We start from the raw sequence: 24,401 nt of genomic DNA on the forward strand, positions 1-24,401 counted from the left end.
AATACGGTGCATGCATGCAGTGGATTCGCCGCCATCTCAAGGTCCTGCTTCCGGTCACGGTCGTCGGACTCGGCGTGATCGCCTACCTCGCCTTCGCGGTGTTCGGTGTGCACACGCTGTTCATCGACGACAAGGTCGACGAAGCTGGCCCCGTCTTCGATTCGGGTGCGGCTGCGGTCGCGGTCGACGCCGAGGTGACCGGCGACGGTGCTGACACGACGACCATCGGTGACACCGAGCTGCCGACGCCGACCGAGTCCGCGACGGATCCGGCGACGGATTCAGAGCGTGTGGCCGCCGACGAGCCTGTGCCCGACGAGGCGCCCGCGGCCACCTCCCCGCCAGCGCCCCAGATCGTCACGCTCGCGGAGGGTTCGTTCATCCCGCTCGGTCGCTACAGCGGCGAAGGTCGCGCCGTCGTGCTGAACGACGGGAGTGAGCAGCGCTTCGTTCGATTCGAGAACTTCTCGACCGACAACGGCCCCGACCTGCGGGTCTACCTCTCGGTCTCCGACGCGGACGGCCCGAGCGGAGCCTTCGACGACGACTTCATCGACCTCGGCGTCCTGAAGGGCAACATCGGCGATCAGAACTACGAGATCCCCGTCGGCGTCGACCTTTCGATCTACGACACGGTGGTCGTCTGGTGTGTGCGCTTCTCGACACCGTTCACCGCCGCTGATCTCGTGTGACCGAGCGTGACGCTTCGACCGGAGCCGGCTGAGCGTCACTTGGTACGGCAGCGAGATGACGATCTGCTGACCGCGCGCTGCGAACCAACCCGACAAGGTCGCCGTCATCGACGATCGCGTGGGCGTCGACGTGCGGATCTGTACCTATACCGAACTCGAGCGTCGGTCGAATCAGCTCACCCACGTGCTCGCCGATCACGGGGTCGCGCGCGGATCGAAGGTCGTCTGGTGCCGACAGAACTCGGTCGGTGTCATCGAAGGGATCAACGCCGCCCGCGAGATCCCGCGATCGATGACGTGGATGGACGATCTGCCGAAGACCGGTTCGGTCAACGTGCTCGCCCGCGACCTGCGAACCCCGTTCTGACCCACTCTGTCGCACTCATTCGTCAGGGGCGTATGGAGGCGAGCCAGTCGTCGACCAGTCGCTCGACGTCGTCGGCGTCCATCGGCCGGCGGGCGATGAGCGCTGCGAAAAACATCGGGCCGACGAGGCGACTGACCGCGTGGATCGGTTCGATGCGCTCCGACAACTGACCGTTCTCGACGGCTGCCTCGAGCACCGTCTGCATGTCGGCGAGCCCGGCCTCGATCAGTGCCTCTTGCGCGTGGTTCGTCTCGTCGTCCCACTGCGCTTGCGTGATCAGTGCACTGAACACCTTGGTGAGGCGTGGATCCGCGAAGGCCTCGGCCATCTCGTTTGCCTTGTGCAACAGGTCGGTGCGAATGTCGCCGGACAGCTCCGGTCGCGTGCGCGGCTTGACGTTGTTCAAGATGTCGAAGAGCAGCTCGGCACGTGTCGGCCAGTACTTGTAGAGGGTCGTGCGACTGACGCGCGCGGCCGTCGCGATCGCTGCGTGGGTCACGCCGTCGGGGCCGTTCTCCAGCAGGATCGGGATGCCCGCAGTGATCACGGCGTGGCGCGTCCGTTCGACCCGCGGGTCGGTCGACGCGTCGGACGCACCGCAGTAGCCGCTCGTCGTCGTGTCGGGCTCGTCGTTCATGCTGGGTTGATCATGCTGGGTTGATCATGCTGGGTTCGTGGCGGTGCTGCTGTGTCACCCGACACGTGCTCGATCGTTGCATTCTACCGAGAAAGTGAGCACGATGTTCACTTATGAACAGACTGTCCACCTCGGAGCGGGTCACTGCGCCCCAAGACCGATCCGCCCGATCCGCCCCCCACTCGGTGTGGGCACGTCTCGGCGGGTTCGCGTTCGACCGTCGCGGTCGTGTCCTCGGGGCCTGGATCGTCGTCCTCGTCGGCGTCTTCGTGTCGCTCGCGCTGGTCGGCACGTCGTCGGAGTCGTCGTTCGACACGCCTGACTCGGAGTCCGCGAGTGGCTTCGACATCCTGCAGGAGAACTTCGGCAGCGCCGGCAGCTTCCTGTCCGGTTCGATCGTCTTCGAGGCGGAACAGGGCATCGACGATGCGACCATCGCCGCGTCGATGGGGGAGCTCTTCGACGAGGTCGAGGCGTTCGAGGAGGTCACGGTCACGAGTCCGTACTCCGACATCGGGCGTCAGCAAGGTCTGGTCGCCCCCGACGGGCGCATCGCCTATGCGACGCTCGCGTTCACCGATGACACCAACGAGATCCGCGCGAGCGAGATCGGCGCCGAGATCACCGAGTTCGTCGCCGAGATCGACGTCGACGGGCTCAACATCGAGATCGGCGGTGCCGCGTTGTCCGAGTTCGAGCCGCCCGAGAGCGAGTTGATCGGTATCGCCTTCGCGATCGTCATCTTGATCCTCGCGTTCGGTTCGGTGCTCGCGATGGGCCTGCCGATCGGTGTGGCGCTGTTCGGCGTCGGGATCGGCGTCGGCACGATCTCCCTGCTCTCGAACGTCATGTCGATTCCCGACTTCGCGACGAGCCTCGGCGCGATGATCGGCCTCGGGGTCGGCATCGACTACGCCCTCTTCATCGTGACCCGATACCGAGAGGGGACGCGAGCCGGCATGGAGCGGCGGACAGCGGTCGTCTCCGCCATCGACACGGCGGGGCGCGCCGTGGTGTTCGCCGGCTTCACCGTCGTGATCTCACTGCTCGGCATGTTCGTCATGGGACTGTCGTTCATCAACGGCCTCGCGACCGGCGCGGCGGTCACCGTCGCCATCACGATGGTCGCCTCGGTCACCCTGCTCCCGGCGTTGATCGGCTTCGCCGGATCGCGCGTCGAGACGACCCGGTGGCGCGGCCTGATCATGGCCGGCGGCGCGTCGTTCGGCGTGCTCGGCGTCGGCATCGGCGTGCAGCCGATGGCGCTGCTCGGCCTCGTGGTGCTCGTCTCCACGCTGGTTGCCTCGTTCTTCGTTCCGAAGCTGCGAGAGGCCTTGCCGCCGCGCACCGAGAAGCCGCTCCGCGAGACGTGGTCATATCGATGGAGTCGGTTCGTGCAGCGTCACCCGTGGCCGATGGCGCTCGGTGTGACCGTGCTGTTGCTCGCGCTCAGCACACCGGTGTTGGGCCTTCGGCTCGGCTTCGGCGACGAGAGCACGTTCGCCGACGACACGACCACCCGACAGGCCTACGAGTTGCTCGCTGACGGGTTCGGTCCGGGCAGCAACGGGCCGCTGCTGCTGGTGGCGAACGTCGATTCCGCGGGTGACCTGCCCGCGGCATCGTCGTTGGTCGCGACCCTGAACGAGACCTCAGGCGTCGCCCAAGCGCTCGGCCCGATCCCCTCCGACAGCGGCAACGCGCTGCTGATCCGGGTCGTGCCCTCGACCGGTCCGCAAGACGAGGCGACCTCGGACCTGGTCAAGACGCTGCGCGACGAGGTGCTCCCGGCGGCGACCGCCGACACCGATCTCGAGGTGCTGGTGACCGGCTCGACCGCCTCGAGCATCGACTTCAGCTCGTACCTGAGCCAGCGCATCCCGATCTTCTTCGCTGCGGTGCTCGCACTGTCGTTCCTGCTGTTGATGATGGTCTTCCGCTCGATCCTCGTGCCCCTCAAGGCGGTCATCATGAACCTGCTGTCGATCGGTGGCGCCTACGGCCTCGTCGTCGCGGTCTTCCAATGGGGCTGGGGCGTCGAGTTGCTCGGCACGGGCAATGGTCCGATCGAACCGTTCCTGCCGATGATGCTGTTCGCGATCGTGTTCGGGCTCTCGATGGATTACGAGGTCTTCCTGCTGTCGCGAATCAAGGAGGAATACGACAAGACCGGCGACGCTGCCAACTCGGTCGCCGACGGCCTCGCCGCAACGGCACGGGTGATCACCGCTGCGGCCGCGATCATGGTCGTCGTGTTCGGCAGCTTCGTGCTCGAAGACCAGCGCGTCATCAAGATGTTCGGCCTCGGGCTGGCTTCGGCGGTGTTCCTCGACGCGACGCTGGTGCGGATGCTGCTCGTTCCAGCCACGATGGAACTGCTCGGCGAACGCAACTGGTGGCTGCCGAAGTGGCTCGATCGCCTGTTGCCGACGCTCAACGTCGAAGGAGGCCACCACGACGCCCCGGTCACTGACGTGACCGTGCCATCAACCGACGAGACAACCGGCGAGACGAGCGGCGACCGCGTCCCCGTCGACGCCTGACCGCTCCACCCGATGGGTGCGGTACGTTCGTCGCATGAGTGACGCACCGGGGCCACTGTTGGCATCGGGCCGCGACGCGGACGTGTACGACCTCGGCGACGGCCGGGTGCTGCGGAGGTACCGCGACCACGAGCACGACACCGAGTTCGAAGCACGCGTGATGCACTACGTGCGCGAGCGTGACTACCCGGTGCCGACCGTCTATCAAGTGGGCGGCACGGACATGATCATGGATCGCATCGACGGGGTGACGATGCTCGAGTCGGTACGCCAGGCGTCCTGGAAGGTCGCGTTGCACGCTCGCACGCTCGCCTCGCTCCAACGCAGGCTGGCGAAGATCCGAGCTCCGCAGTGGCTGCTCGCGCCGACTGCCGATCCGGATCATGCCGAGAGCGTGCTGCATCTCGACCTCCATCCGATGAACGTGATGCTGTCGAAGCGTCACGGTCCGATGGTGATCGACTGGGCCAACGCGGCCGGCGGGCCGGCCGGTTTCGACGCGGCGCTGACGTACGTGACGATCTCGACCTTCCCAGTCGATTCGGCGCGAGACACGATCGGTCGGCGAGCCTTCGCCGAGGCGTTCCGCCGCATCCGCGGAGCCAAGCTGCTCGACCCGTACGTGATCGTGGCCTGCGATCATCGTCTGGCCGACGCGAATCTGACGGTCGACGAACGGGTTGGCGTTGCTGCGATGCGCAAGCGTCTGAAGAAGGCGTCGACGCCCCGCGCGTGACATCCGTCGCCCAGTTGGGTCGGCGGTCGCGCGATGTCGCTAACTTCGCCAGATCCGCGAACCCTCGCGGGGTCGGGTGAAATTCCCAACCGGTGGTGACAGCCCACGACTCCTCGAACGACCCGGCACCCGCCGGCGAGATCGGGGACTGAGCCTGTGCAATTCAGGCGCCGACGGTCAGAGTCCGGATGGTAGCGAGGGACTCGGGTGTGGTCGCTCGCGCGCCCGCCCCCGGATCCCCAGAGACACGGGTGCGCGTCGCGTGCCCCTTCACTGGGAGACAACTGAACATGTTCACGGGAATCGTGGAAGAGCTCGGCGCTGTCGCCGAGCGTGATGGTCAACGCCTGCGCATCCGTGCGTACGCGGTGCTCGACGATGTCGGCCTCGGCGACTCGATAGCGATCAATGGTTGCTGTCTGACGGTCGTGAGCTGGGATGATGACGGATTCGACGCCGAAGTCACGCAAGAAACGATCGATCGAACGAGCCTCGGTTCGCTGTCGATCGGCGAATCGGTCAATCTGGAACGGCCGGTCCGCCTGCAGGACCGACTCGGTGGTCATCTCGTCCAAGGCCACGTCGACGGCGTGGGGACGATCGTGGCGGCCGCACCGGATCTCGAAGTCGCTGTCGACCCTGCGCTGATGCGCTACGTGGTCGAGAAAGGATCGGTGACCGTCGATGGCATCAGCCTGACGGTGGTGGAGCCGAAGCCATCGAGTTTCACCGTCGCGGTCATCCCCCACACCGCAGCGATCACGACGCTCGGGGTCAAAGGCCCCGGGGATCGCGTCAACATCGAGGTCGACGTCATGGCGAAGTACGCCGAGAAGCTGCTGGTCGCGAACCTCACCGATGCGAACCAGACCGGGAGCGAGTCATGACCGCGATGACCTCGGAGCGCACGGTGGATGCGGGGTCACCGTTCGGGACGGTCGACCAGGCGCTCGATGCGATCCGACGCGGTGAGATCGTGGTCGTCGTCGACGACGAGGATCGGGAGAACGAAGGCGACCTCATCATGGCGGCAGAGTTCGCGACACCGGAAGCGATGGCGTTCTTCATCCGGCACACGTCGGGGTTCATCTGCACAGCGATCACGTCCGAACGGGCGCGCCAACTCGATCTCGACGTGATGGTGACCGACAACACCGAGAGCATGAAGACGGCGTTCCTCGTGAGCGTCGACGTCAAGGCCGGCACATCCACCGGCATCTCGGCGGCTGATCGTGCGGCGACGATTCGTGCGCTGGTCGACGAGCACACGCAGCCGAACGACCTGGCTCGGCCGGGCCACGTGATGCCGCTCGAGGCCCGCGACGGTGGTGTGCTGAAGCGGGCGGGACACACCGAAGCGGCCGTCGACCTCCCGCGGCTCGCCGGCCTGCAGCCGGTGGGTGTGCTGTGCGAGATCGTCGACGACGCGAAGACCGGCATGGCACGAGTGCCGGAGTTGGCCGAGTTCGCTCGGACACACGATCTGGTGATGATCACGATCGCCGACCTGATCCGCCATCGACGCCGAAGCGAGCGGTTGGTCGAGCGGATCGCCGACGTCGAGATGCCGACGCAGTGGGGCGTGTTCCGATGCGTCGCGTTCTCGTCGACGCTCGACGGCATCGAGCACTTGGCGTTCGTGATGGGCGACGACGAGGCGATCGGGGCTGACAACGCTGCCGCCGGCGTCGTGGTGCGAGTGCACAGCGAATGTCTGACCGGCGACGTGTTCGGCTCGCGCCGATGCGACTGCGGGCCGCAACTCGACGCTGCGATGCGCATGGTCGCCGAGCACGGCTCCGGCGTGGTGGTGTATCTGCGCGGCCATGAAGGGCGTGGCATCGGCCTCGGTCACAAGCTCAAGGCGTACGAACTCCAAGATCGCGGTCGCGACACCGTCGACGCCAACCTCGAGCTCGGCTTGCCGGTCGACAGCCGCGAGTACGGCATCGGCGCGCAGATCCTGGTCGACCTGGGCGTGACGAGCTTGCGCCTCCTGACGAACAACCCGGCGAAGTACCGAGGGTTGCTCGGCTTCGGAGTCGAGATCGTCGAACGCATCCAGATCGAGATCGAACCGACGAAGGAGAACGCGTTCTACCTTCGCACGAAACGTGAACGGATGGGTCATGACCTGACCATCGATCTCGACCTCGATCCGCAGGGTGCGTCGTGACGGCGCCGCACGCCAAGCCGACGTCGACGAGCAGGGCCGTGCAGGATCGACCGTTGTCGGTCGGGATCGTTCGAGCGACGTGGAACACCGACATCGTCGAGCGGCTGGCCGCGGGCGCGCACCGGGCGCTCGACGATCTCGGCGTCTCGGTCCGTGAATGGACCGTCGCCGGAGCCTTCGAGTTGCCCTTCGCCGCCTCAGTGGTCGCCAGGTCGGGTGACGTCGACGCGATCGTGGTGCTCGGCTGCGTGATCCGCGGCGAGACGACTCACTATGAACTGGTCGCCGACGGGTGCGCGTCGGGCGTCATGCGGGTGCAACTCGACACGCACGTGCCGATCGGCTTCGGTGTCTTGACCGTCGAGGACCACGATCAGGCGCTCGTTCGCAGCGGCGGCCCAGGCGAACACAACGTCGGCGATGACGCCGCCCGCGCCGCCGTCGACCTCGCCGTCCTGACCTGAGACTCAGCCCACCCAGCGGTGAGCGGGCTGCGGCTCGCTCACCGCGGCGCCGGTCGGATGTCGGTGGGCGGAGATGGTTGCGATGCGAATGGTTTGCGAAACGGCGTGACGCGGGTGGGGTGTCGCGAGTTGAATGGTGGCATGTCAGCGAAATCGACGAACGCCGGTAAGGCCCGAACCGACCCGAAAGGGCGTGCGACGATGCCGCGCAACGCGGTCCTGGATCGCCGTCGTTTGCTGACGCCGACGATGGAGTGGGTGTTGGCAGTGATCGTCATCATCGCCGTGCTCGCGTTGATCTTCGTCGTGTTCGGCGACGTGCGTTCCACCACGCATTCGGGAGCACCGCTCGGCGCTGCTGCGGCGCAGACGGTCGCGGTCCTTGCGCCGACCGCTTCTATGATCGCCGGGTGAGCGACGCGCAGCCGACGATCGGCGTAGTGATGGGGTCGGCCAGCGACTGGCCGACGATGTCGAAGGCCGTCGACGTCCTCACCTCGTTCGACATCGCACACGAAGCCAAGGTCGTCAGCGCCCACCGGATGCCCGACGAGATGTTCGCGTACGCCGAAGCTGCACTGGAGCGCGGCCTTCGAGCGATCATCGCCGGCGCGGGCGGTGCGGCACATCTCCCCGGCATGCTCGCCGCGAAGACGATCGTCCCCGTGCTCGGTGTGCCGGTCGCGTCACGGCACCTGTCGGGACAGGATTCGCTGTACTCGATCGTGCAGATGCCCGGTGGCATTCCGACCGCGACGTTCGCCATCGGCGAGGCGGGGGCGACCAACGCGGCGCTCTTCGCCGTCTCCCTGCTCGCGCACGACGACGATGAGCTGCGCCGGCGACTGCTCGACCACCGCGCCGAACTCCGTGACCGTGCGGCGTCGTCGGTGCTGCCACCCGACGCGGCACCGTGAGGACGTTCGGGTGGCTACGACGTCGATGACCCAGCAGATCGTTCCTCCTGCGACGATCGGCATGCTCGGTGGCGGTCAACTCGGTCGGTACGCACTGATGGCGGCGAGCGCGATGGGGTACCGAACGGTGGTGCTCGATCCCGACCCGTCGGCACCTGCCGGAGCCCACGCGAACGATCACCTGGTTGCTGCGTACGACGACCACGCGTCACTCGACCGGCTCCTGCGTGAGTGCGACGTCGTCACGACCGAGTTCGAGAACCCGCCGGCGGCGGTGCTCGAACGCCTCGCGGCAACCACGCGAGTGGCGCCTCGTCCGGCGTCGGTGGCGGTCGCCCAGGACCGCATTGCCGAAAAGGCGTTCCTCGTCGACAACGGCTTCCCGGTCGGGTCGTTCGCGGTGATCGCCGACGGGAGCGACAACCAGTCCGGCATCGCGTCCGGCACGGGTCTCTCGTCGGTGGTCGCTGGCGGGGCGATCGTCAAGACCGCCCGACTCGGTTACGACGGCAAAGGGCAGCGTTCGGTCGATTCGGTCGCGGGGGTACACGCTGCGCTCGCCGAACTGGGAGGAGTCGACTGCGTCGTGGAATCGAGACTCGATCTCCGTGCGGAGCTGAGCGTGATCATCGCCCGCACCGTCGACGCGCGAGTCGAGTGGTGGCCCGTTGCCGAGAATCGTCACGTCGGCGGGGTCCTCGACCTCACGGTCGTGCCGGCGCGCGTCGATCCGCTTCTGGCCGACCGAGCGATCGGTCTGGCGATGGCGATCGGCGACGCGCTCGACTACGTCGGCGTCCTCGCCGTCGAGTTCTTCGTCGTCGCGGGGCACGACGGCGACGACTCCTTGCTCGTCAACGAACTCGCGCCGCGTCCGCACAACAGCGGTCATTGGACGCTCGACGCCAGCGTGACCAGCCAGTTCGAACAGCAGATTCGTGCCGTGTGCGGCGTCGGGCTCGGTGACACGTCGATGACGGCCCCGGCGGTGGCGATGGCGAACCTGCTCGGGGACCTGTGGCTGCCGTCAGGGGGCGACGGACGGGTGCGAGAGCCGCGGTGGGAGGCCATCTTCGACGACCCACACGCCACGCTGCATCTCTACGGCAAGTCGCAGCCGCGTCCGGGGCGAAAGATGGGCCACGTCACGGTCACCGCCGACACGCCGGATCAGGCCGAGCGTCGTGTCGTCGCACTGCGCGAGGCTCTGCTCGCGCGGTGACCGCCGGTCGAGATCAGCCCGCTGAGGTGCCGGGGCGTCGGCGCTGACCGCGGCGCACTCGCTCCGGTGCCGCCTGGCGAGGAGCGGCGGCTTCGAAGTCGACCTCGGGCACCTCGATCGCACCGTCGAGCACCTGACGCATCATGGCGAGATGGCTCGGCGCGCTGCCGCAGCACGCGCCGATGATCTGGATGCCCGCGTCGCGCTGGCGGATGGCGTGCGCCGCCATCGTCTCGGGCGTGCCGCTGTAGTGCAATTCGGCGCCGACCCACTGCGGCATCCCGGCATTGGCCTTGCTGATCAGCAAGATGTCGGGATCAGTCGCTCGCATCTCGATGAGCGCAGCTTCGGTGTCGGCGAGGTTGTTCCCGCAGTTGGCGCCGACGGCATCGACGCCGATCTCGGCCAGGCGGGCGACAGCGTCGGCACCGGTGACCCCCATCATCGTGCGTCCTGCGGTGTCGAAGCTGAGGGTCGCGCAGATCGGTAGCGCGCTCACCGATCGAGCGCCGGCGACGGCGGCTTCGATCTCGCCGAGGTGGCTCATGGTCTCGATCCACAGCACGTCGGCGCCGCCGGCGTCGAGGCCCTTGGCCTGCTCGGCGAACGCCGCCGCGCAGGTCTCAGGGGTCATCGTGCCCATCGGCTCGAGGAGTTCGCCGGTCGGGCCCATCGAGCCAGCCACGATCACTCGCCGGCCGGACGCATCGGCAGCCGCTCGAGCGACGTGTGCGGCCGCCTCGTTGAGCTCGATCACGCGATCGTCGGCCAGGTGCAGTTTGAGTCGGAAACCGGTGCCGCCGAAGGAGTTGGTCAGCACGATGTCGGAACCGGCTGCGATGTACTCGGCGTGCACGGCGGTGACTCGGTCGGGGTGCTCGACGTTCCACAACTCGGGCGCACCGCCCGAGTCGAGCCCGCGCGAGAACAACTCGGTGCCCATTGCGCCGTCGATCAACAGCACGCCGCGTTCAGCGAGAAGTTCCTCGAGGATGTTCATCCGACCAGTCTGCCCGAAACCTGCCGGTTGCGGGTTCCGTGACGTTTCACGGCGCATCCCGGTCGGTGCGCGAGACGGTGCGCTGGTACCGCAGGTCGGTGGCGATCCGACCGTTGTCGAGGCCGCGCTGCTCGAAGCGCGTGATGGGACGCTCGGCGGGCCGTGCGACGACGCCGCCGACCAGTCGAGGCTCGGCGTCGCACGTGCGCTGCATCTGTTCGGCGTAGTCGTCGATGTCGGTGGCGAGGTGGAGTTCGCCGCCGAACTCGAGTCGATCGGTGAGTGCGCCGACGACGTCGGCACGCACGAGACGTCGGTGGTGCTGGCGTTGTTTCGTCCACGGATCGGGGAAGAAGATCCGCACCCCTCGCAACGACTCGCGAGGAATGCGGCGCAAGAACCGGATCATGTCGCCGTGCACGACCCGGACGTGCCGGAGCGGTTCGTTCTCGATCGCGTCGATGACGGTCATGATGCCCGGATCGTGGACCTCGATGCCGATCACGTCGAGATGCGGTTGGGCTCGAGCCATCTGGATCGTCGACTCGCCGTGCCCGAAGCCGATGTCGAGCACCACGCCGCGCTCGATGCCGGCCGTCGAGGTCGATGCGTCGCGACCGAACACCTCGTCCCAGTCGAGCGGCGGTCCGTCGAGGGGGATGCTCCAGCGAGGCAGCCACTCGTCGAACTCGCGCTGGCGCTTGGGCGACAGGCGTCTCCGGCGCACCTTGAACGTCAACGCCGGTCGCGTGATGATCCGCGCCTCCGTGCCCGACGTCGCCGCTGTTGCGTCACCGTCGTGCTCGTGCTGGACGGCGCGAGTCATGGCGAAGATCCCCTGTGCGTTCGAGGTGTCGAAGGCCAGATCGAGTTCGCCCGTGCCGGGAACGGTGCGACGTTCGATGAACTCGAAGAACGAGCCCGGGACGGTGGTGGTGACGTCGGGGCCGTCGGTGGACGGGAACGTCCGCTCCACCATCGTGGCTCGGTGAGCGGTCTGGCGGACCCGGCCTGATGCCGACACTTCGATCGTGTCCTTGATCGGCCGCCCGCTGATGCGTTCCTCATCGGCGGTGGCGGCGACGTCGGCCACCCGATCGGTGGCGTGATTGAACGACGTTCCCTCGGTCGAGATCCACGCCATCTCGGCCGATTCGGCGCTGAGCCGTTCGTAGTCGTCGAACGACGGCATGTCGTGGAGCCGTCGGAAGCAGCTGGCCACGACGCCGAGGACCGCCACCGCATCGTCGTCGGGAAGTGATCCGACGTTCGTCAGTTCGTCGAGGCGTGACACCGTCGCCGGATCGAGCGGGTCGATCGAGGTGGCGAGCACGCGCTCGACGGTCGACCGGAACTCGGTGGAGAACTCGTCGGGATGGAACTCGCTGACGAACCACTGGCCGATCTGCGGCGGACCGTCGAGGTGGGTCCACGAGCCGCCGGTCATCGACAGCTTCGGGAGCGGATACACCTGGGCGTGACGCCATCCGAGTGGTTCGAGGACGCGCCGGACCTGTTCGATACCCGCCGGGAGCTGCGGTGTCGGCCACGCGACGGTTCGGATCGCTCCGTGATCGAGCAGGATCCGGCGGTCGCCCGCGAGTTGCGTACGCACGTAGGTCCTCGCGCTCGGTACGCGGTCGAGCAGATCGGCGAACAACACGACGAGCAGCGCTTCGGCGATCGTCGCTCGATGGGTTCGTCCCGGCGTCGGATCGATCCCGACATCGCACGAGACGAGCCAGTCCAGCGCGCGAGATGCGGTGCTCGTGCGAGCTGCATCGTGGGCACCGACGAGTTCCGCGACCTGCACGGCGACGACGCTACCGAGTGATGCTCGCCGCGGTCGCGAGAACCCGTGCGCAGGGCGCTCGACACCGGACGATCGAAGGTATGTCTTCCGGAGGTCGGATCGCGACGGTCGAACGCGCAGCGGACGCGTGGGCGCCGCCACAGATGCGCGATCGTCACGAACCCACCCCGTCGCAGCCGTCGCTCGCCGCGCCGGGAGCGCCCCCCGTGACAGCGCCCCCCGTCGCTCCGCCGCCGAGCGCGCTCGCTCCGACCTCGTCGGTGTTCACCAGCGGGCCAGCCGCGACGATTCCACCGCCGCCCGCGCCGGCTCCGCATCCTCGTGACGCGAGCATCGAGGCGCCAGCGGCCGAGCCGCCGCAAGCAACCCCGGCGTCGCCGGACTCGCCGCGTCGCGCAGCCGGCCGACCGGCGCGCTGGGCGCTCGGCTACCTGGGCGTGGTCGCCGTCGTCGTGGCGGTCGGCGGCGTGGTGGTCGGTGTCTCCTCGGCACTCGGCTCGACGTCGATCGCCGAACGCCTCGGTTCGATCGTCGGGTCCCCAGCCGGATGGATCGCGGTCCAGATGCTGGCCGTCCTCGCCGTCGCCTCGGTCTGGATGTTGCGACGCCGTGGAAAGGTAGGCGCTCAGGCCGCCGCGGAGGTCGACGGCGCGGTCGAGGCCGTGGCCGACATCGACATCACCGACGAGCAGGTTTCGCGGGCACGTCAACTCGAGCTGATCGGCGAACTGGCCGCCGGCGTCGCGCACGAGATCAACACCCCGGTGCAGTTCCTGTCCGACAACGGGACCTTCCTCGACGAGTCGTTCCTCGCCTTGGTCGCCGGAATCGACGAGCTGGTCGGGATCGCCGCCGAGTACGACCCGGCGGCCGTCGAGCGGTGCCTCGATCGGGTCGACATGGAGTTCATCCGCGAGGAAGTCCCCGGTGCACTCGAACAGGGTCGTGAGGGGCTCAACCGGATCAGCGAGATCGTCCGGGCGATGAAGGACTTCTCGCACCCCGGCACCTCGATGACCTTCGTCGATCTCAACGTCGCGATCCGCAGCACGTCGACGCTGTGTCGCAACGAATGGCGCTACGTCGCGAACCTCGACCTCCAGCTCGAACCGTCGCTGCCGCTCGTGCGCTGCAACTCCGGACAGCTCAAGCAGGTCGTGCTCAGCTTGATGGTGAACGCGGCGCAGGCGATCTCGGATCGCACGACGAACGGTCAACTCGGCACGATCGTGGTCAACTCGCAGATGGTCGACGGACTCGTCCGGCTCAGTGTGAGCGACACGGGGATCGGCATGTCGCCACAGACACAGCGTCGCGCCTTCGACAACGGCTTCACGACGAAGGAGCCGGGCCGCGGCACCGGTCAGGGACTCGCGCTCGTGAAGAAAATCGTCGACGCGCACGACGGCGACATCCGGGTCCAATCGGTGCTCGGTGTCGGGACGACGTTCACCGTCGACCTGCCGATCGACGGCCCGGCAGGGGTGGACGACCCGGGCAGCGCCCAGGCAGGTGGCGCGTCGTGAGCGACCTCAGCCCCGAAGGGCTGCTCACGATCGTGTTCGTCGACGACGACCCGGTCGTGTTGCAGTCGCTGCGACGTTCGACTCGTCGGTTCCGCCACGTCTGGGACGTGCACGTCGCCGAGGGCGCCGCGGCCGCGCTCGAACTGTTCGACCGGCTCGGCAACATCGACATCGTGATCACCGACATGCGGATGCCGGGCATGGACGGAGCCGAGCTGCTCGCTGAGATCCGCGAGCGCTCGCCGCACACGGCCCGCATCGTCTTGTCGGGCCAGGCGGGGCGCGATGCGGCCCTTCGGGCGGTCGGACCCGCACAGCAGTTCCTGTCGAAGCCCGTGGAGATCGACGCGCTCGCGCAAGTCGTCAACGACATCCGCAACCGTTCGCGCGGTGGGCTGTACGACCCGATCCGTACCCTCATCGGACAGACGGATCGTCTGCCCAGTCCGCCGACGATCTTCAAGCAGATCCTCGACATGGTCGACTCCGGTCGGTGGACGATCAACGGTGTCGCGGAGGTGCTCAGCGCCGACGTCGCGCTGACCGCGGAGGTCCTCAAGCTCGTCAACTCGGCGTTCTTCGGTTACTTCGGTGACGTCAAGTCGGTGGAGCGGGCGGTGTCGCTGCTCGGGGTCGATCTCGTTCGTACGGTCGTGCTCGGCAACACTCTGTACCAGCCCGCGAGCGACCTGGAGAGTTGGCTCGACCTGGAGTTGCTCGATCATCGGTGCAAGTCGGTGGCGTATGGCGCCCGAGCGCTGGCCCTGCGCGACAGCGCGTCAGCCGACGACGTCGGGGCGGCGTTCCTCGCCGGCATGGTGAACGAGATCGGCCTCCTCGTCATGGCCCGGGTGCCGGGCATGAGTGTGAACGTGACCGCACCGCTGAACACGCACGTGTATCCCGATGTCGAGCGAGCGCTGTTCGGCGCGGACCGTTTCGACGTCGGCTGCCATCTGTTGCGGCTCTGGGGATTCCCGGTCGATGTCGTCGACGCGATCGATCGGCTCGGCGATCCGGACGTCTTCTGTTCCGATGGCGTGCCGTTCTATCTGCACGCATCGCGTCGGCTCGTGCTCGAGGGAGGCTTCGACCCGTTCGTCCTCGCGTCCGTTGCGGGCGCCGACCCGGGGCTCGACAACGCGCTCGAACTCGTTCGAGCCGGCGAACCATTCGAGTCGAGTGACGACCTGATCCCGGCCTGACAACACACGTCCCGATCGAGGAGTCGAGCAGTAGATCGAGTGCGAGCTCAGTTGCCGGTGAGTCCGCCGAGGCCGTCTTGGAACGCTCGGAGACCTTCGATCAACGACGCAGCCAGCGACGCCAACTCGGTGCCTTCGACGTCGATCGAGATCGGCACGTCGAGTCGCACGGGCACGTCGACGTCGATCGGGATCGTCTCGTCGATGGGAATGTCGACGGTGAGTTCGATCGGCACGTCGAGTTCGATCGGCACGGTGATGTCGAGCGGAACGTCGATGCCGAAGGGGCCGTCGATCGTGATCGTGGTGTCGAACTCTTCGTCGATCGGAATCGAGGTGTTGATCGGGACCTGGACGGTTCGATTGATCGCGAAGTCCTCGGTGATCGACACGTTCTCGTCGATGTTGACCGTGAACTCGATCGTCGATGAGCCGAATTCCTCGAGGCCCGTCACGGCCTGATCGAGTCCGTCGTCGATCGAAGGACCGAGCTCGCCGATCGTCTCGACGAAGCCGTTGACCTGTGACGCGAAGAGCGCGGCGCCCGCCTCGACGCGTTCCATGTCGGAGCGTGTGGTGGCCAGTTCGGCGCGGGTGTCGTCGAGTTCGGATTGGGTGGCGACCACCTGAGCGAACATGACCGCCATCGCGACGAGCGACACGAGGAGCAGGACGGCGAACGTGGCGACGATCGCGGTGAGATGGCGTTGGATCCATCGATCCGTCTCGCCGTCGCCGTACTCGTCGTCGAGCGCGCCGTCCTCGTCACCGACACCGGCGAGCGCTCCGTCGGCGGCCGCGAGCGCCAGGACCGGCATCTCGTCGGTGTCGCCGACCTCACGGGCGAGCGCCTCCTCGGGGGTCGCGGTCTCAGGTGTCGCGGACTCGGGTGTCGCGGTCTCAGGTGTCGCGGTCTCCGGCGTGTTCGGGGTATCGGTGTCGTCGGTCGACATGGCGACCTCCTCGTGAGGGTTCGTGTGGGAAGGGCTGGTGTGGGAAGGGCTGGTTTGGGAAGTGATGGTGTGGGGTCCGACGGCATCTCGCCGTCGGAGGAGGAACACGCAGAGCGCGAGTCCGACGCCGAGTGCAGCGGCGCTGGCCAGGAAGGTGTCGGCGATCGACTGGGCGGTGAGCTCCTGGGTCGCTGCGGCAAGCGCATCGGGGAAGCCGGGGTCGGTGAGTGGCGGGAGTTCGAGGTCGCCTCGCAACGCATTGAAGCGCGCCAGCCCCCACGCGGTCAGCGCCGACAGACCGACGCTCAAACCGATCATCCGCACGACCATGACGACGGCGGCGGCGGCGCCGCGAGCGTCGGGTTCGGCGTGGTCGACCACTGCTGACGTGGTCGGTGCGACGGTGAGTCCGATGCCGGCGCCGAGCAGCGCCAGTTGCAACGCGAGGAGTGGGTACGGCGTGCTGGCGCCCCACGTGAATCCCATCAGGCCGTACGCAAGGGTCGAGGCGACGAGGCCGAGCAGGATCGGCGGCCCGTACCATGTGCGCTCGGTCACCCGACCGCCGACGTACGACGCGATCGCCATCGATGCCGTCAGTGCCGACAGGATCCATCCGGCGACGACCGCCGAGCGTTCGAGATCGATCTCGACCGCGTTGACGAACAACGGCACGTCGACCATCGCGATGACCAGCGCAGCCCCGACGAGGAAGTTCACGATCAGTGCCACACGCACGTTGCGGCCGCGAAACAGGCGGGTGTCGATCAACTGGTCACGGCCGGTTGCGCGTCGTCGTCGTTGCTGCCAGACGAACCCGGCGATCGACGCGAGAGCGACCGGGTACAGCACCCGGTAGTCGGTGCCGTTGTTGCCGGTGAGTTGGTCGAGCCCTTCCACACTCTGGACCTCCGCGCTGCCGAGCAACGCCAAGTTGAGTGAGACGAGGCCGGTGGTGAGGAGACCGGCACCCAGCCAGTCGACCTTGGTCGTTCGCTGCGCCGTGTCGTGATCGGCGAGCGCCCACCAGACCGCGGCAGCGCCGCCGATGGCGAGGGGGATGTTGAGCCAGAACTGCCACTGCCACGACAGGAAGCGAACGAGCATCGCACCATACAGCGGGCCCCACACCCAGCCGAGCGTCTCGATCGCGCCGAGGGTTCCGAGCGCTCGGGCACGCTTCGCTGCCGGGTAGACGTCGCCGACGACGGCGAGCGCGACCGGCACCATCGCGCCACCGCCGAGCGCGGTGAGCACGCGTCCGACGAGCAGCGTGCCGAGCGAGTCGGCGAGCGGAATCCAGATCGTGCCGACCATGAACGTCGCGTACGCCAGCATGAACGTGCGGCGACGACCGATGACGTCGCTGATGCGCCCGGCGATCGGCATGATCGCGATGAACGCGATCAGGTAGGCGTTGACGATCCACGCGGCGTCGTCGAGGCCATCGGGGAGCACGAGGCCGAGGTCGCCGATCATCGGGCGCAACATCGTCGAGACCACCGTGAGGTCGTCGGCCGCGACGAAGACGCTGAAGCCGACCGTCCACAGGATCGCTCGTGGCGAGGCGACCCGACGACCACCGTCGGGTCGGCTCGCGATGATCACGGCGCCCGTGTCGTGGGCTCCGTGGTTCATGTCGTGCCAGTCACGTTCTCGGGCGGCACGATCTCGAACGGTTCGCCGTACCCGGAGAGGACGAGCGTCCAGTCGATCGTGACCGACTCGTCGGCGCCTGCCTCAGTCGAGAACTCGGCGCGCGCGACGAGTCCGGTCACCGGTTGGATCCAGAAGTCGATCTCGACGTCTTGGTTCCGGACCAGTCGGGCCGTGATGATCGAGACCTGTTCTGCCGGGGCGATCCCGCGAATGTGGTAACGGTCGACGCCGTCGACGTCGTCGGTGCCGATGAACTCGACGTCGGTGAGGTTGGCCATCAACGGCTTCCATCCGTTCTCGGGATCGAAGAACAGTGAGGGGTCGATGTCGTAGCCGGCGGGCAGGGTCTCGAACGCACCGGTGACCGGGTTCGACAGCCAGATCTCGTCGTCGAGGGCGACCGCGCCGAGTTCGGTCGTGAGCGAGCCGTTGACCTCGACTTCGAGCAACGCCTGAGCGGATCGGGGCACGGTGAACTGGCCCGTCGCACGGTTGAGTGCGATCGCATCGAAGCTGTCGATGAACACCGGAGCGCCCTCGCGCAGTAACTCGAACTCGACGCTTTCGACCTCGCCCATGGCCGCCGCCGACGCGCTGATGATCGTGTCGGGGTTCGGTGGAATCGTCGGTCCGGTGGGCTCGCTGGACTCGCCTCCGCCACCTCCGCCGCACGCGCTGATCGCGAGGAGCGCACCCGCCGTCGCGATCCCGGCGGCGAGCCTCGTGAGAGATCCGCCCGCGACGGCCTTCGTCGAGCGTGCCGGGTGTCGGCGGTGCAGTTGGGGGGAGCGAGGGAGCGTCGTCATGGCGGAGCCTTTGTTTCTTCCACCGCACCGAGGTACGGGCCGCCGCACGTGCGCCGAACATGAATGGAACCATCCACGATCGCACGTATTCCCGATCCGCGGCAGTCGCTTCGTGACGGGATGGACCGCAACGACGACGGTCGAGCGACGTCGGCCTATCGTGCGGGCGATGTCGACGGCCGATCCGGGGAGTGAGCACACGGGCCGTGACACCGGCGGCGATGCTGGCGGCGGTACTCGTTGCGGCACGGACGAGAGCAGGATTCGTCGGCGGATCCATCGACAGGCAGCATCGATCACGGCCGCGGTCGCACCCTTCGCCATCGTGTTCGGCGCCGCAGCTGCGACCGCCGGACTCTCCTTGCTCGAGACGATCGGGTTCTCGGTCTTCGTGTTCGGCGGGAGCTCGCAGTTCGCTGCCGTCGAGATTCTCGGCGACGGTGGATCGATCGCGTCGGCGGCGCTCGCCGGTCTCCTGCTGAACGTCCGGTCGCTGGCGTTCGGTGTGATCATGGCGCCGGCGTTGGTGGGTGCGTTCTGGCAGCGGGCCGCGATGTCGCAGTTGATGATCGACGAAGCGACCGCGATCGGGACGTCGAGCGACGAACTGAGATGGCGGCGCTACGGGTTTCTCGTGGGCGGGCTCAGCGTGTTCGCCGTCTGGAACCTGCTGACCATCGCCGGGTTCGTCGTGTTCGACGAGGCGGGCGAGTTGATCACCGACCTCGGTCTCGACGTCGCGGGGCCCGCTGCGTTTCTCGCGTTGCTGTGGCCACGATTGGTGCATCGTCCGCAGCTGATCGTCGCCGTCGTCGGGGCGGCGATCGCCGTGGTCTTGACCCCGTTCGCTCCGGCGGGCGTGCCGATCCTCGCCTCGATGCTGGCGGCGCTGGCGGTGTGGTCGCCGCGCGGTGCACTCGCAACCCCCGATCACGACGCGGCCGGAGCCGAAGATGAGTGACGCTGCGATCGTCCTCGTCGTCTTGGCAGCCGGGACGTTCGCGCTGAAATCGGCCGGGCCCCTCGTGCTCGGCGAACGCAAGCTGCCGACTCGGATCCAGACGATGGTCGATCTCTTGCCGGCTGCGCTGCTCGCATCGTTGGCGATCGTCTCCACGGTCGGCGATGGGGAACGTGTCTCGATCGACGCTCGCCTCGTCGGGCTGGCCGTCGCCGGCCTTGCGCTCTGGCGCCGCGCTCCGTTCGTGGTGGTGATCATCGCCGCGGCGACGGCGACGGCGCTCGTGCGCGCCCTCTGAACCAGCCGGTCACCGAAGCGAACGAACTGTGATTTCGTGACAGCCTGACCACACTGAGTGGCAGAACTTCTCGTACTCTTGACTCATGCCGATCTGCGGCGGTGCCGAATCCACGCTCGTGAGGTTGCAGCGCGAGCCGACGAGCCGGACGCCGCGTTGGCGCGCCCTCGCGCTGCCTGCCGGACTCGGACTGGTGCTGTCGCTCGTTCCGCTGTCGTTGCCGTCGATGATCTCGCTGACCTCGGCGAGTTCGACGGAGATCGGCCAGCAGGGGATCGTGCGGATCGCCACCAGCCACGAACCCGCCGATCGAATCGGACACGCGCAGTCGGTCGTCGAGTTGCCGCCGCCGCCCCCGACGTTCTCGGAGCAGGCTGTCGCCATCTTGAGCCTCGTCAACGCCGAGCGCACTCAGCGCGGCCTACAGCCGCTGGAGCTCGACGAACGCCTGACCGAAGCTGCCGATCGCCACACCAGTGATCAAGCGGCCGCCGGGGACATCTACCACGTCGCTCCGAACGGCACCGGCCCCGGTGAGCGGATCGCCGCGACGGGGTACCCCTTCAGTTCGTGGGGCGAGAACGTCGCGGCCGGATACCGCACGGCCGAGGCGGTGATGGCTGGCTGGATGAACAGCCCCGGCCACTGTCGCAACATCTTGAACCCTGGCTACACCGAACTCGGCGTCGGATACCTCGAGACAGCGACGAGCTACCGGATCTGGTGGACGCAGAAGTTCGCTCGCCCGCAAGGAGTGCCCGCCCCACCTGGCGTCTACAACCCCGCCTGGTGCTGATCGCTCTCATCGGAATGTGCTCGGCTCACGCGGTCTCCGACCGGGTGTAGCCGGCAACGTCGACCGTGAGGTGGACCGACGCGCTGGTGAACAGACACATGTCGCCGTCGTCGTCGAGTTGAGCGATGATCTCGTTGCCACCGTTCACTCCACCGACGTGGTTCAGCGACGACGCGTTGGGCACCTGTGACAGGCAGGGGTGCACCGTGACGAAGCCGACGCCCGGTGCTCCGATCGCGGTGACGTTGATGGTCGCCGTGGTTGCGTCGACGGGCACTCCTCCCCGCCCGGCGACGGCGAGACGGACCGTACCGCCGGCGGTGGTGCGGCCCTCGTTGGCCGACTCACCATCGGTGGTGGTGAGACCGGCGGCGGTGCGCGTCTCGAGCAGACGTGCTGGCGTGACCGCTGTGTAGCGAGTGCCTGCGGGGAGGAAGCCGACGACATCGACGGTGACGTCGGTGCCGGTCGACGTGAAGATGCAGACCCGCCCGTCGTCGCTCAGCGGTGCAACGAGTTCGTTGCCGCGGTTGACGCCAGCGACGAAGTTGAGCGATGCCGCCGTGGGGGGAGCGGCCGCGCACGGATGCGCAGTAATGAAGCCGACGCCGTCGGCACGTACTGCGGTCACGTACAGCACCGCCGCTTCCGCTCCGCCAGGAATGCCGGCGCGGCCGGCGACGTCGAGCACCAGGCTGTCGCCCGCGTCGAGGCGGCCGATCGCAGCGAATCGATCGTCGACGGTCTGCCCGATGGCACGGGTGTCTGCCAGCCGGGCGGGTCCGACCGCTCGGTATGGCGACGAATCTCCGAGGAATGCCACAGCGTCGACGGTGACGTGGATGTCGGCGGAGGTGTACAGGCACAGCTGCCCATCGCCGTCGAGCTCGGCGATGATCTCGTTGCCGAGGTTGACGCCAGCGGTGTAGTTGAGACTGGCCGTGCTCGGGCGGTCGTCGAGACACGGATGGACGGTGACGAAGCCCGTCGCATCGGCCCCGATCGCCGTCACGTTGACGACGACCGCTGCGGCGTCGTCGGGGATGCCGCCCCGGCTTGCGATCTGGATCGGGGTGTTCGACCCGGCCGTGCGTCTTCCGATGCCGTCGTCGTCGCCGTCGACGGTGGAGGAGGCGTCGATGTCGCGGGTCTCGACGAGTCGAACGGGGCCGACCGGTGTGAACACCTCGGGATCCGGCTCGGTCGGGCCGCCCGGAACCGTCGTCGGAGCACTCGTCGTCGGGGTACTCGTCGTCGGGACGGTGGTCGTGGTGGTCGTGGTGGTGGTGGTCGTGGTGGTGGTCGTGGTGGTGGTCGTGGACGTCGTCGACGTGGTGCTCGTGGGCTGGGCCGCGTCGTCGGGGAGCGACACCGACACCGGTGTGGGATCCCAACTGGGCGGGCCGATGGCCCCGAAGACGTTCTCGCCCCAACAGGCGACCGTGCCGTCGGAGCGCAGGACGCAGTTCGAGTTGTCGCCGGCGCTCATCTGGACGACCGACGCGAGCCCCGGCACCGTGATCGGCGAGAGCTCGCGGAACGCGGCGGTCGGGTCGCCGAGCTGGCCGGACGTGTTGCGGCCCCAGCAGGTCACGGTGCCGGCGGCGGCTCGTGCGCATGTGTGAAGTTCGCCGGCGACCAGTTCGTCGACGCCCGCACCCGCGCCGGTCACCTCGATCGGCACGAGCGAACCGGACGTCGTGCCGTCACCGAGCTGACCTTGGGTGTTCTGCCCCCAGCACCACACGGTGCCGTCCGACTCTGCCGCGCACGAATGCTGAATGCCCACCGCCACCTCGACGATGTCGGTGAGACCGACCACCTGCACCGGTGACAAACGAGCGGTCGTGGTGCCGTCGCCGAGCTTGCCGGCGAAGTTGCTGCCCCAACACCACGCGGTGCCGTCGCTCTTCGCCGCGCACGCGTGGCCTCGGTTGAGATCGATGTCGACCGCGTTGGTCATGGTGGACACCGACACCGGGGTGGACGCATCGGCGCCGTTGCCGTCGCCGAGCTGCCCGTCATCGCCGTCGCCCCAGCACGACACCGCGCCGGTCGCCCCCCGAGCGCAGGCCGAGCTGCCGCCGGCAACGACCTGCTCGGCAGTGCTCAGCGACACCACGGTGGTGGGATCGAGGAGCCGAAGCGCTCCGCTGCCCGAGCCGACCTGGCCATTGGCGTTGCGCCCCCAACAAGACACCGCACCGGTGGAACGCCGTGCGCAGCTGTGCTCGAGGCTCGTCGCCACCTGTGTGGCGTTGTTGAACGACCCGGCCTCGGTCGGGTTGGTGCGCGGGCTCACGGTGGTGCCGTCGCCGACCTGACCGTTGCTGTTGAGGCCCCAGCATTCGACGGTTCCGTCGAACAGAGTGACGCAGGTGTGGTCGTCGCTCGTGGCCACCGATGTCGCGATGGGCAGATCGGCTCGGTCCGTCGGGGAGGCGATGACCGAGGTCGGGGCGCGCCCGGTGCCGCCCGCATTGTTCTCGCCTCCGCATCGGACCTCACCGGTGTCGAGCAAGACGCAGGTCATGTCGCTACCTGCGGCGACTCCGGTCGCCGTGGTGAGGCCGGGAACGAGGAACGGCGCGCTCGCGTCGGTCGTCGTGTCGTTGAGGAGCTGGCCGAAGTCGTTGTCGCCCCAGCACTCGACGACGCCCGTCGCGCGGGTCACGCACGTGTGCTGCGATCCGCTCGAGATGTGCACGACGTCGTCCAGACCGGGGGCGTCGAGGGGAGTCTCGGAGGGGGTGTTGAATCCGTTGGCCGTCTGCCCGTCGTGCGAGGCGCCCCAGCATGCAACCGAACCGTCGCCGCGAAGCGCGCACCCGTGGTTGTCGCCCAACGCGAGGTCGGCGACGCCGCCGAGCCCAGCGCGCGTGAACGGTGAGTTGCGATCGGCGTCGCTCGTCGGGGACAACTTGGAGAATGCTCCGTTGCCCCAGCAGTCGACGTCACCCGTATCGACGACGCCGCAGGTCCAAAAGCCGCTCGCGGCGATCGAGATGTAGGACTCCGCCGAATCGAGTGCCGTCGGTGTGGGATTGGCGGACCCTGAGGTGCCGATGCCGAGCTGGCCAGCTCCGTTCGATCCCCAGCACCACCCGTCGCCGACGGCGTCGATCGCGCAGGCGTGACCCGTACCAGCAGCGATGTCCACGAGGTCGGTGAGACCGATGACATCTTGGGGTGTGTCCTGCGAGAGGCCCAGCGACCCGGTGCCGAGCGCTCCAGCGTTGTTGGCGCCCCAACACTTCGCTTCGCCGGTCGCCAACAGCGCGCACGAGAAGCGGTCACCGAGGGCTAGGTCGACGACGTTGCTGAGGCCGGTCACGGCGACGGGTGTCGACGACGGATCGGTGGAGTCGTCGCCGAGCTGTCCGTCGTCGTTCTGACCCCAGCAGGCCACCGTGGCATCGACGAGGATGGCGCACGCGTGGTCGCCACCGACGGCGATCGTGCCGGGACCCGCTGCCTGCACGGTCGGTGATTCACCGAGCCCGGCCAGCCCGACAGGAATCACGGCGGACGCGACCAGGAGCAGGGCGACGACGGAACGGGTGACGGGCTTCGTGTTCGGTCCTCTCAACATGTCGCCCACCGGACCAGAGCGCCGTGAACCGGCTGTGA

General features: G+C 67.8%; 20 protein-coding genes, 1 pseudogene and 1 riboswitch. Of the genes and pseudogenes, 15 read left to right on the forward strand and 6 right to left on the reverse strand.

All coding sequences use genetic code 11. From position 1 onward, the window contains the following. Positions 1–14: 14 nt before the first annotated feature. Together ACE37B_RS20400 and ACE37B_RS20405 are read left to right on the forward strand one after the other, a co-directional pair. The gene (locus tag ACE37B_RS20400; RefSeq protein ID WP_409925175.1) at positions 15–692 is read left to right on the forward strand and encodes a DM13 domain-containing protein; all 678 of its coding nucleotides are present in this window, start codon (positions 15–17) and stop codon (positions 690–692) included. Between the two features lie 85 nt (positions 693–777). Further along, positions 778–1,059, forward strand: a pseudogene (locus ACE37B_RS20405) (AMP-binding protein); the annotation flags it as partial. Positions 1,060–1,081: 22 nt separating this feature from the next. Here the strand turns inward: ACE37B_RS20405 and ACE37B_RS20410 are convergent. Further along, on the reverse strand, positions 1,082–1,696 hold the full coding sequence (locus ACE37B_RS20410; RefSeq protein WP_409925176.1) for a TetR/AcrR family transcriptional regulator: 615 nt from the start codon (positions 1,694–1,696) through the stop codon (positions 1,082–1,084). Between the two features lie 113 nt (positions 1,697–1,809). Here ACE37B_RS20410 and ACE37B_RS20415 point away from each other — a divergent pair, with 113 nt between their 5' ends. The 8 genes from ACE37B_RS20415 (at position 1,810) to ACE37B_RS20450 (ending at position 9,754) form a co-directional block, all read left to right on the forward strand. Next, positions 1,810–4,239 (forward strand): MMPL family transporter, encoded by a 2,430-nt coding sequence (locus tag ACE37B_RS20415; RefSeq protein ID WP_409925177.1) that lies wholly within the window; start codon positions 1,810–1,812, stop codon positions 4,237–4,239. A gap of 34 nt (positions 4,240–4,273) precedes the next feature. Further along, the gene (locus ACE37B_RS20420; RefSeq protein WP_409925178.1) at positions 4,274–4,975 is read left to right on the forward strand and encodes a phosphotransferase; all 702 of its coding nucleotides are present in this window, start codon (positions 4,274–4,276) and stop codon (positions 4,973–4,975) included. Positions 4,976–5,033: 58 nt separating this feature from the next. After that, a riboswitch (FMN riboswitch) is annotated at positions 5,034–5,179 on the forward strand. Between the two features lie 86 nt (positions 5,180–5,265). Next, on the forward strand, positions 5,266–5,862 hold the full coding sequence (locus ACE37B_RS20425; RefSeq protein WP_409925179.1) for a riboflavin synthase: 597 nt from the start codon (positions 5,266–5,268) through the stop codon (positions 5,860–5,862). Beyond that, a complete protein-coding gene (locus tag ACE37B_RS20430) occupies positions 5,859–7,151 on the forward strand; it encodes a bifunctional 3,4-dihydroxy-2-butanone-4-phosphate synthase/GTP cyclohydrolase II (RefSeq protein WP_409925180.1) in 1,293 nt (430 codons plus the stop codon). Before ACE37B_RS20425 ends, ACE37B_RS20430 begins: the two co-directional genes overlap by 4 nt. Next, positions 7,148–7,615, forward strand: a complete 468-nt coding sequence (ribH, locus tag ACE37B_RS20435) for a 6,7-dimethyl-8-ribityllumazine synthase (RefSeq protein WP_409925181.1) — start codon at positions 7,148–7,150, stop codon at positions 7,613–7,615. The genes ACE37B_RS20430 and ribH overlap by 4 nt, the downstream gene beginning before the upstream one ends. Positions 7,616–7,756: 141 nt before the next feature. Next, on the forward strand, positions 7,757–8,029 hold the full coding sequence (locus ACE37B_RS20440; protein ID WP_409925182.1) for a hypothetical protein: 273 nt from the start codon (positions 7,757–7,759) through the stop codon (positions 8,027–8,029). A 29-nt stretch (positions 8,030–8,058) separates the two neighbouring features. Next, entirely contained in the window at positions 8,059–8,532 is a 474-nt protein-coding gene (purE, locus tag ACE37B_RS20445) for a 5-(carboxyamino)imidazole ribonucleotide mutase (protein WP_409925256.1), read from the forward strand. Positions 8,533–8,542: 10 nt separating this feature from the next. Next, positions 8,543–9,754, forward strand: a complete 1,212-nt coding sequence (locus tag ACE37B_RS20450) for a 5-(carboxyamino)imidazole ribonucleotide synthase (RefSeq protein ID WP_409925183.1) — start codon at positions 8,543–8,545, stop codon at positions 9,752–9,754. Between the two features lie 13 nt (positions 9,755–9,767). On the opposite strand, the gene bmt is transcribed toward ACE37B_RS20450, so the two are convergent. Next, complete coding sequence (bmt, locus tag ACE37B_RS20455) at positions 9,768–10,754, reverse strand: betaine--homocysteine S-methyltransferase (RefSeq protein ID WP_409925184.1); 987 nt, start codon at positions 10,752–10,754, stop codon at positions 9,768–9,770. Between the two features lie 46 nt (positions 10,755–10,800). Then, the gene (gene trmB / locus ACE37B_RS20460; RefSeq protein WP_409925185.1) at positions 10,801–12,567 is read right to left on the reverse strand and encodes a tRNA (guanosine(46)-N7)-methyltransferase TrmB; all 1,767 of its coding nucleotides are present in this window, start codon (positions 12,565–12,567) and stop codon (positions 10,801–10,803) included. Positions 12,568–12,647: 80 nt separating this feature from the next. Between trmB and ACE37B_RS20465 the strand changes: the two genes are divergently transcribed. Further along, positions 12,648–14,093, forward strand: a complete 1,446-nt coding sequence (locus ACE37B_RS20465; RefSeq protein WP_409925186.1) for a sensor histidine kinase — start codon at positions 12,648–12,650, stop codon at positions 14,091–14,093. Then, positions 14,090–15,298: an HDOD domain-containing protein gene (locus tag ACE37B_RS20470; RefSeq protein WP_409925187.1), complete on the forward strand. Its 1,209-nt coding sequence runs from the start codon at positions 14,090–14,092 to the stop codon at positions 15,296–15,298. Before ACE37B_RS20465 ends, ACE37B_RS20470 begins: the two co-directional genes overlap by 4 nt. A gap of 47 nt (positions 15,299–15,345) precedes the next feature. Here ACE37B_RS20470 and ACE37B_RS20475 read toward each other — a convergent pair whose 3' ends face one another. Both ACE37B_RS20475 and ACE37B_RS20480 read right to left on the reverse strand, forming a co-directional pair. Next, the gene (locus ACE37B_RS20475) at positions 15,346–17,889 is read right to left on the reverse strand and encodes an MFS transporter (RefSeq protein ID WP_409925188.1); all 2,544 of its coding nucleotides are present in this window, start codon (positions 17,887–17,889) and stop codon (positions 15,346–15,348) included. Then, positions 17,886–18,716: an LppX_LprAFG lipoprotein gene (locus ACE37B_RS20480; protein ID WP_409925189.1), complete on the reverse strand. Its 831-nt coding sequence runs from the start codon at positions 18,714–18,716 to the stop codon at positions 17,886–17,888. Before ACE37B_RS20480 ends, ACE37B_RS20475 begins: the two co-directional genes overlap by 4 nt. 169 nt (positions 18,717–18,885) lie before the next feature. Between ACE37B_RS20480 and ACE37B_RS20485 the strand changes: the two genes are divergently transcribed. The 3 genes from ACE37B_RS20485 (at position 18,886) to ACE37B_RS20495 (ending at position 20,771) form a co-directional block, all read left to right on the forward strand. After that, positions 18,886–19,677, forward strand: a complete 792-nt coding sequence (locus ACE37B_RS20485; protein WP_409925190.1) for an AzlC family ABC transporter permease — start codon at positions 18,886–18,888, stop codon at positions 19,675–19,677. Beyond that, a complete protein-coding gene (locus ACE37B_RS20490; RefSeq protein WP_409925191.1) occupies positions 19,670–19,975 on the forward strand; it encodes an AzlD domain-containing protein in 306 nt (101 codons plus the stop codon). Before ACE37B_RS20485 ends, ACE37B_RS20490 begins: the two co-directional genes overlap by 8 nt. A gap of 85 nt (positions 19,976–20,060) precedes the next feature. After that, on the forward strand, positions 20,061–20,771 hold the full coding sequence (locus tag ACE37B_RS20495; RefSeq protein ID WP_409925192.1) for a CAP domain-containing protein: 711 nt from the start codon (positions 20,061–20,063) through the stop codon (positions 20,769–20,771). Positions 20,772–20,796: 25 nt separating this feature from the next. On the opposite strand, the gene ACE37B_RS20500 is transcribed toward ACE37B_RS20495, so the two are convergent. Then, entirely contained in the window at positions 20,797–24,363 is a 3,567-nt protein-coding gene (locus ACE37B_RS20500; RefSeq protein ID WP_409925193.1) for a hypothetical protein, read from the reverse strand. Positions 24,364–24,401 lie beyond the last annotated feature (38 nt).

The sequence above is a fragment of the Ilumatobacter sp. genome, from assembly GCF_046290335.1.
Classification (GTDB): domain Bacteria; phylum Actinomycetota; class Acidimicrobiia; order Acidimicrobiales; family Ilumatobacteraceae; genus Ilumatobacter_A.

What these genes read in the sequence shown, in the direction of transcription:
- ACE37B_RS20400 (WP_409925175.1), top strand. Translation starts at nt 15, where the DNA reads ATGCAGTGGATTCGCCGCCATCTCAAGGTCCTGCTTCCGGTCACGGTC.
- ACE37B_RS20410 (WP_409925176.1), bottom strand. Translation starts at nt 1,696, where the DNA reads ATGAACGACGAGCCCGACACGACGACGAGCGGCTACTGCGGTGCGTCC.
- ACE37B_RS20415 (WP_409925177.1), top strand. Translation starts at nt 1,810, where the DNA reads ATGAACAGACTGTCCACCTCGGAGCGGGTCACTGCGCCCCAAGACCGA.
- ACE37B_RS20420 (WP_409925178.1), top strand. Translation starts at nt 4,274, where the DNA reads ATGAGTGACGCACCGGGGCCACTGTTGGCATCGGGCCGCGACGCGGAC.
- ACE37B_RS20425 (WP_409925179.1), top strand. Translation starts at nt 5,266, where the DNA reads ATGTTCACGGGAATCGTGGAAGAGCTCGGCGCTGTCGCCGAGCGTGAT.
- ACE37B_RS20430 (WP_409925180.1), top strand. Translation starts at nt 5,859, where the DNA reads ATGACCGCGATGACCTCGGAGCGCACGGTGGATGCGGGGTCACCGTTC.
- ACE37B_RS20440 (WP_409925182.1), top strand. Translation starts at nt 7,757, where the DNA reads ATGTCAGCGAAATCGACGAACGCCGGTAAGGCCCGAACCGACCCGAAA.
- purE (WP_409925256.1), top strand. Translation starts at nt 8,059, where the DNA reads ATGGGGTCGGCCAGCGACTGGCCGACGATGTCGAAGGCCGTCGACGTC.
- bmt (WP_409925184.1), bottom strand. Translation starts at nt 10,754, where the DNA reads ATGAACATCCTCGAGGAACTTCTCGCTGAACGCGGCGTGCTGTTGATC.
- ACE37B_RS20465 (WP_409925186.1), top strand. Translation starts at nt 12,648, where the DNA reads ATGTCTTCCGGAGGTCGGATCGCGACGGTCGAACGCGCAGCGGACGCG.
- ACE37B_RS20475 (WP_409925188.1), bottom strand. Translation starts at nt 17,889, where the DNA reads ATGAACCACGGAGCCCACGACACGGGCGCCGTGATCATCGCGAGCCGA.
- ACE37B_RS20480 (WP_409925189.1), bottom strand. Translation starts at nt 18,716, where the DNA reads ATGACGACGCTCCCTCGCTCCCCCCAACTGCACCGCCGACACCCGGCA.
- ACE37B_RS20485 (WP_409925190.1), top strand. Translation starts at nt 18,886, where the DNA reads ATGTCGACGGCCGATCCGGGGAGTGAGCACACGGGCCGTGACACCGGC.
- ACE37B_RS20490 (WP_409925191.1), top strand. Translation starts at nt 19,670, where the DNA reads ATGAGTGACGCTGCGATCGTCCTCGTCGTCTTGGCAGCCGGGACGTTC.
- ACE37B_RS20495 (WP_409925192.1), top strand. Translation starts at nt 20,061, where the DNA reads ATGCCGATCTGCGGCGGTGCCGAATCCACGCTCGTGAGGTTGCAGCGC.
- ACE37B_RS20500 (WP_409925193.1), bottom strand. Translation starts at nt 24,363, where the DNA reads ATGTTGAGAGGACCGAACACGAAGCCCGTCACCCGTTCCGTCGTCGCC.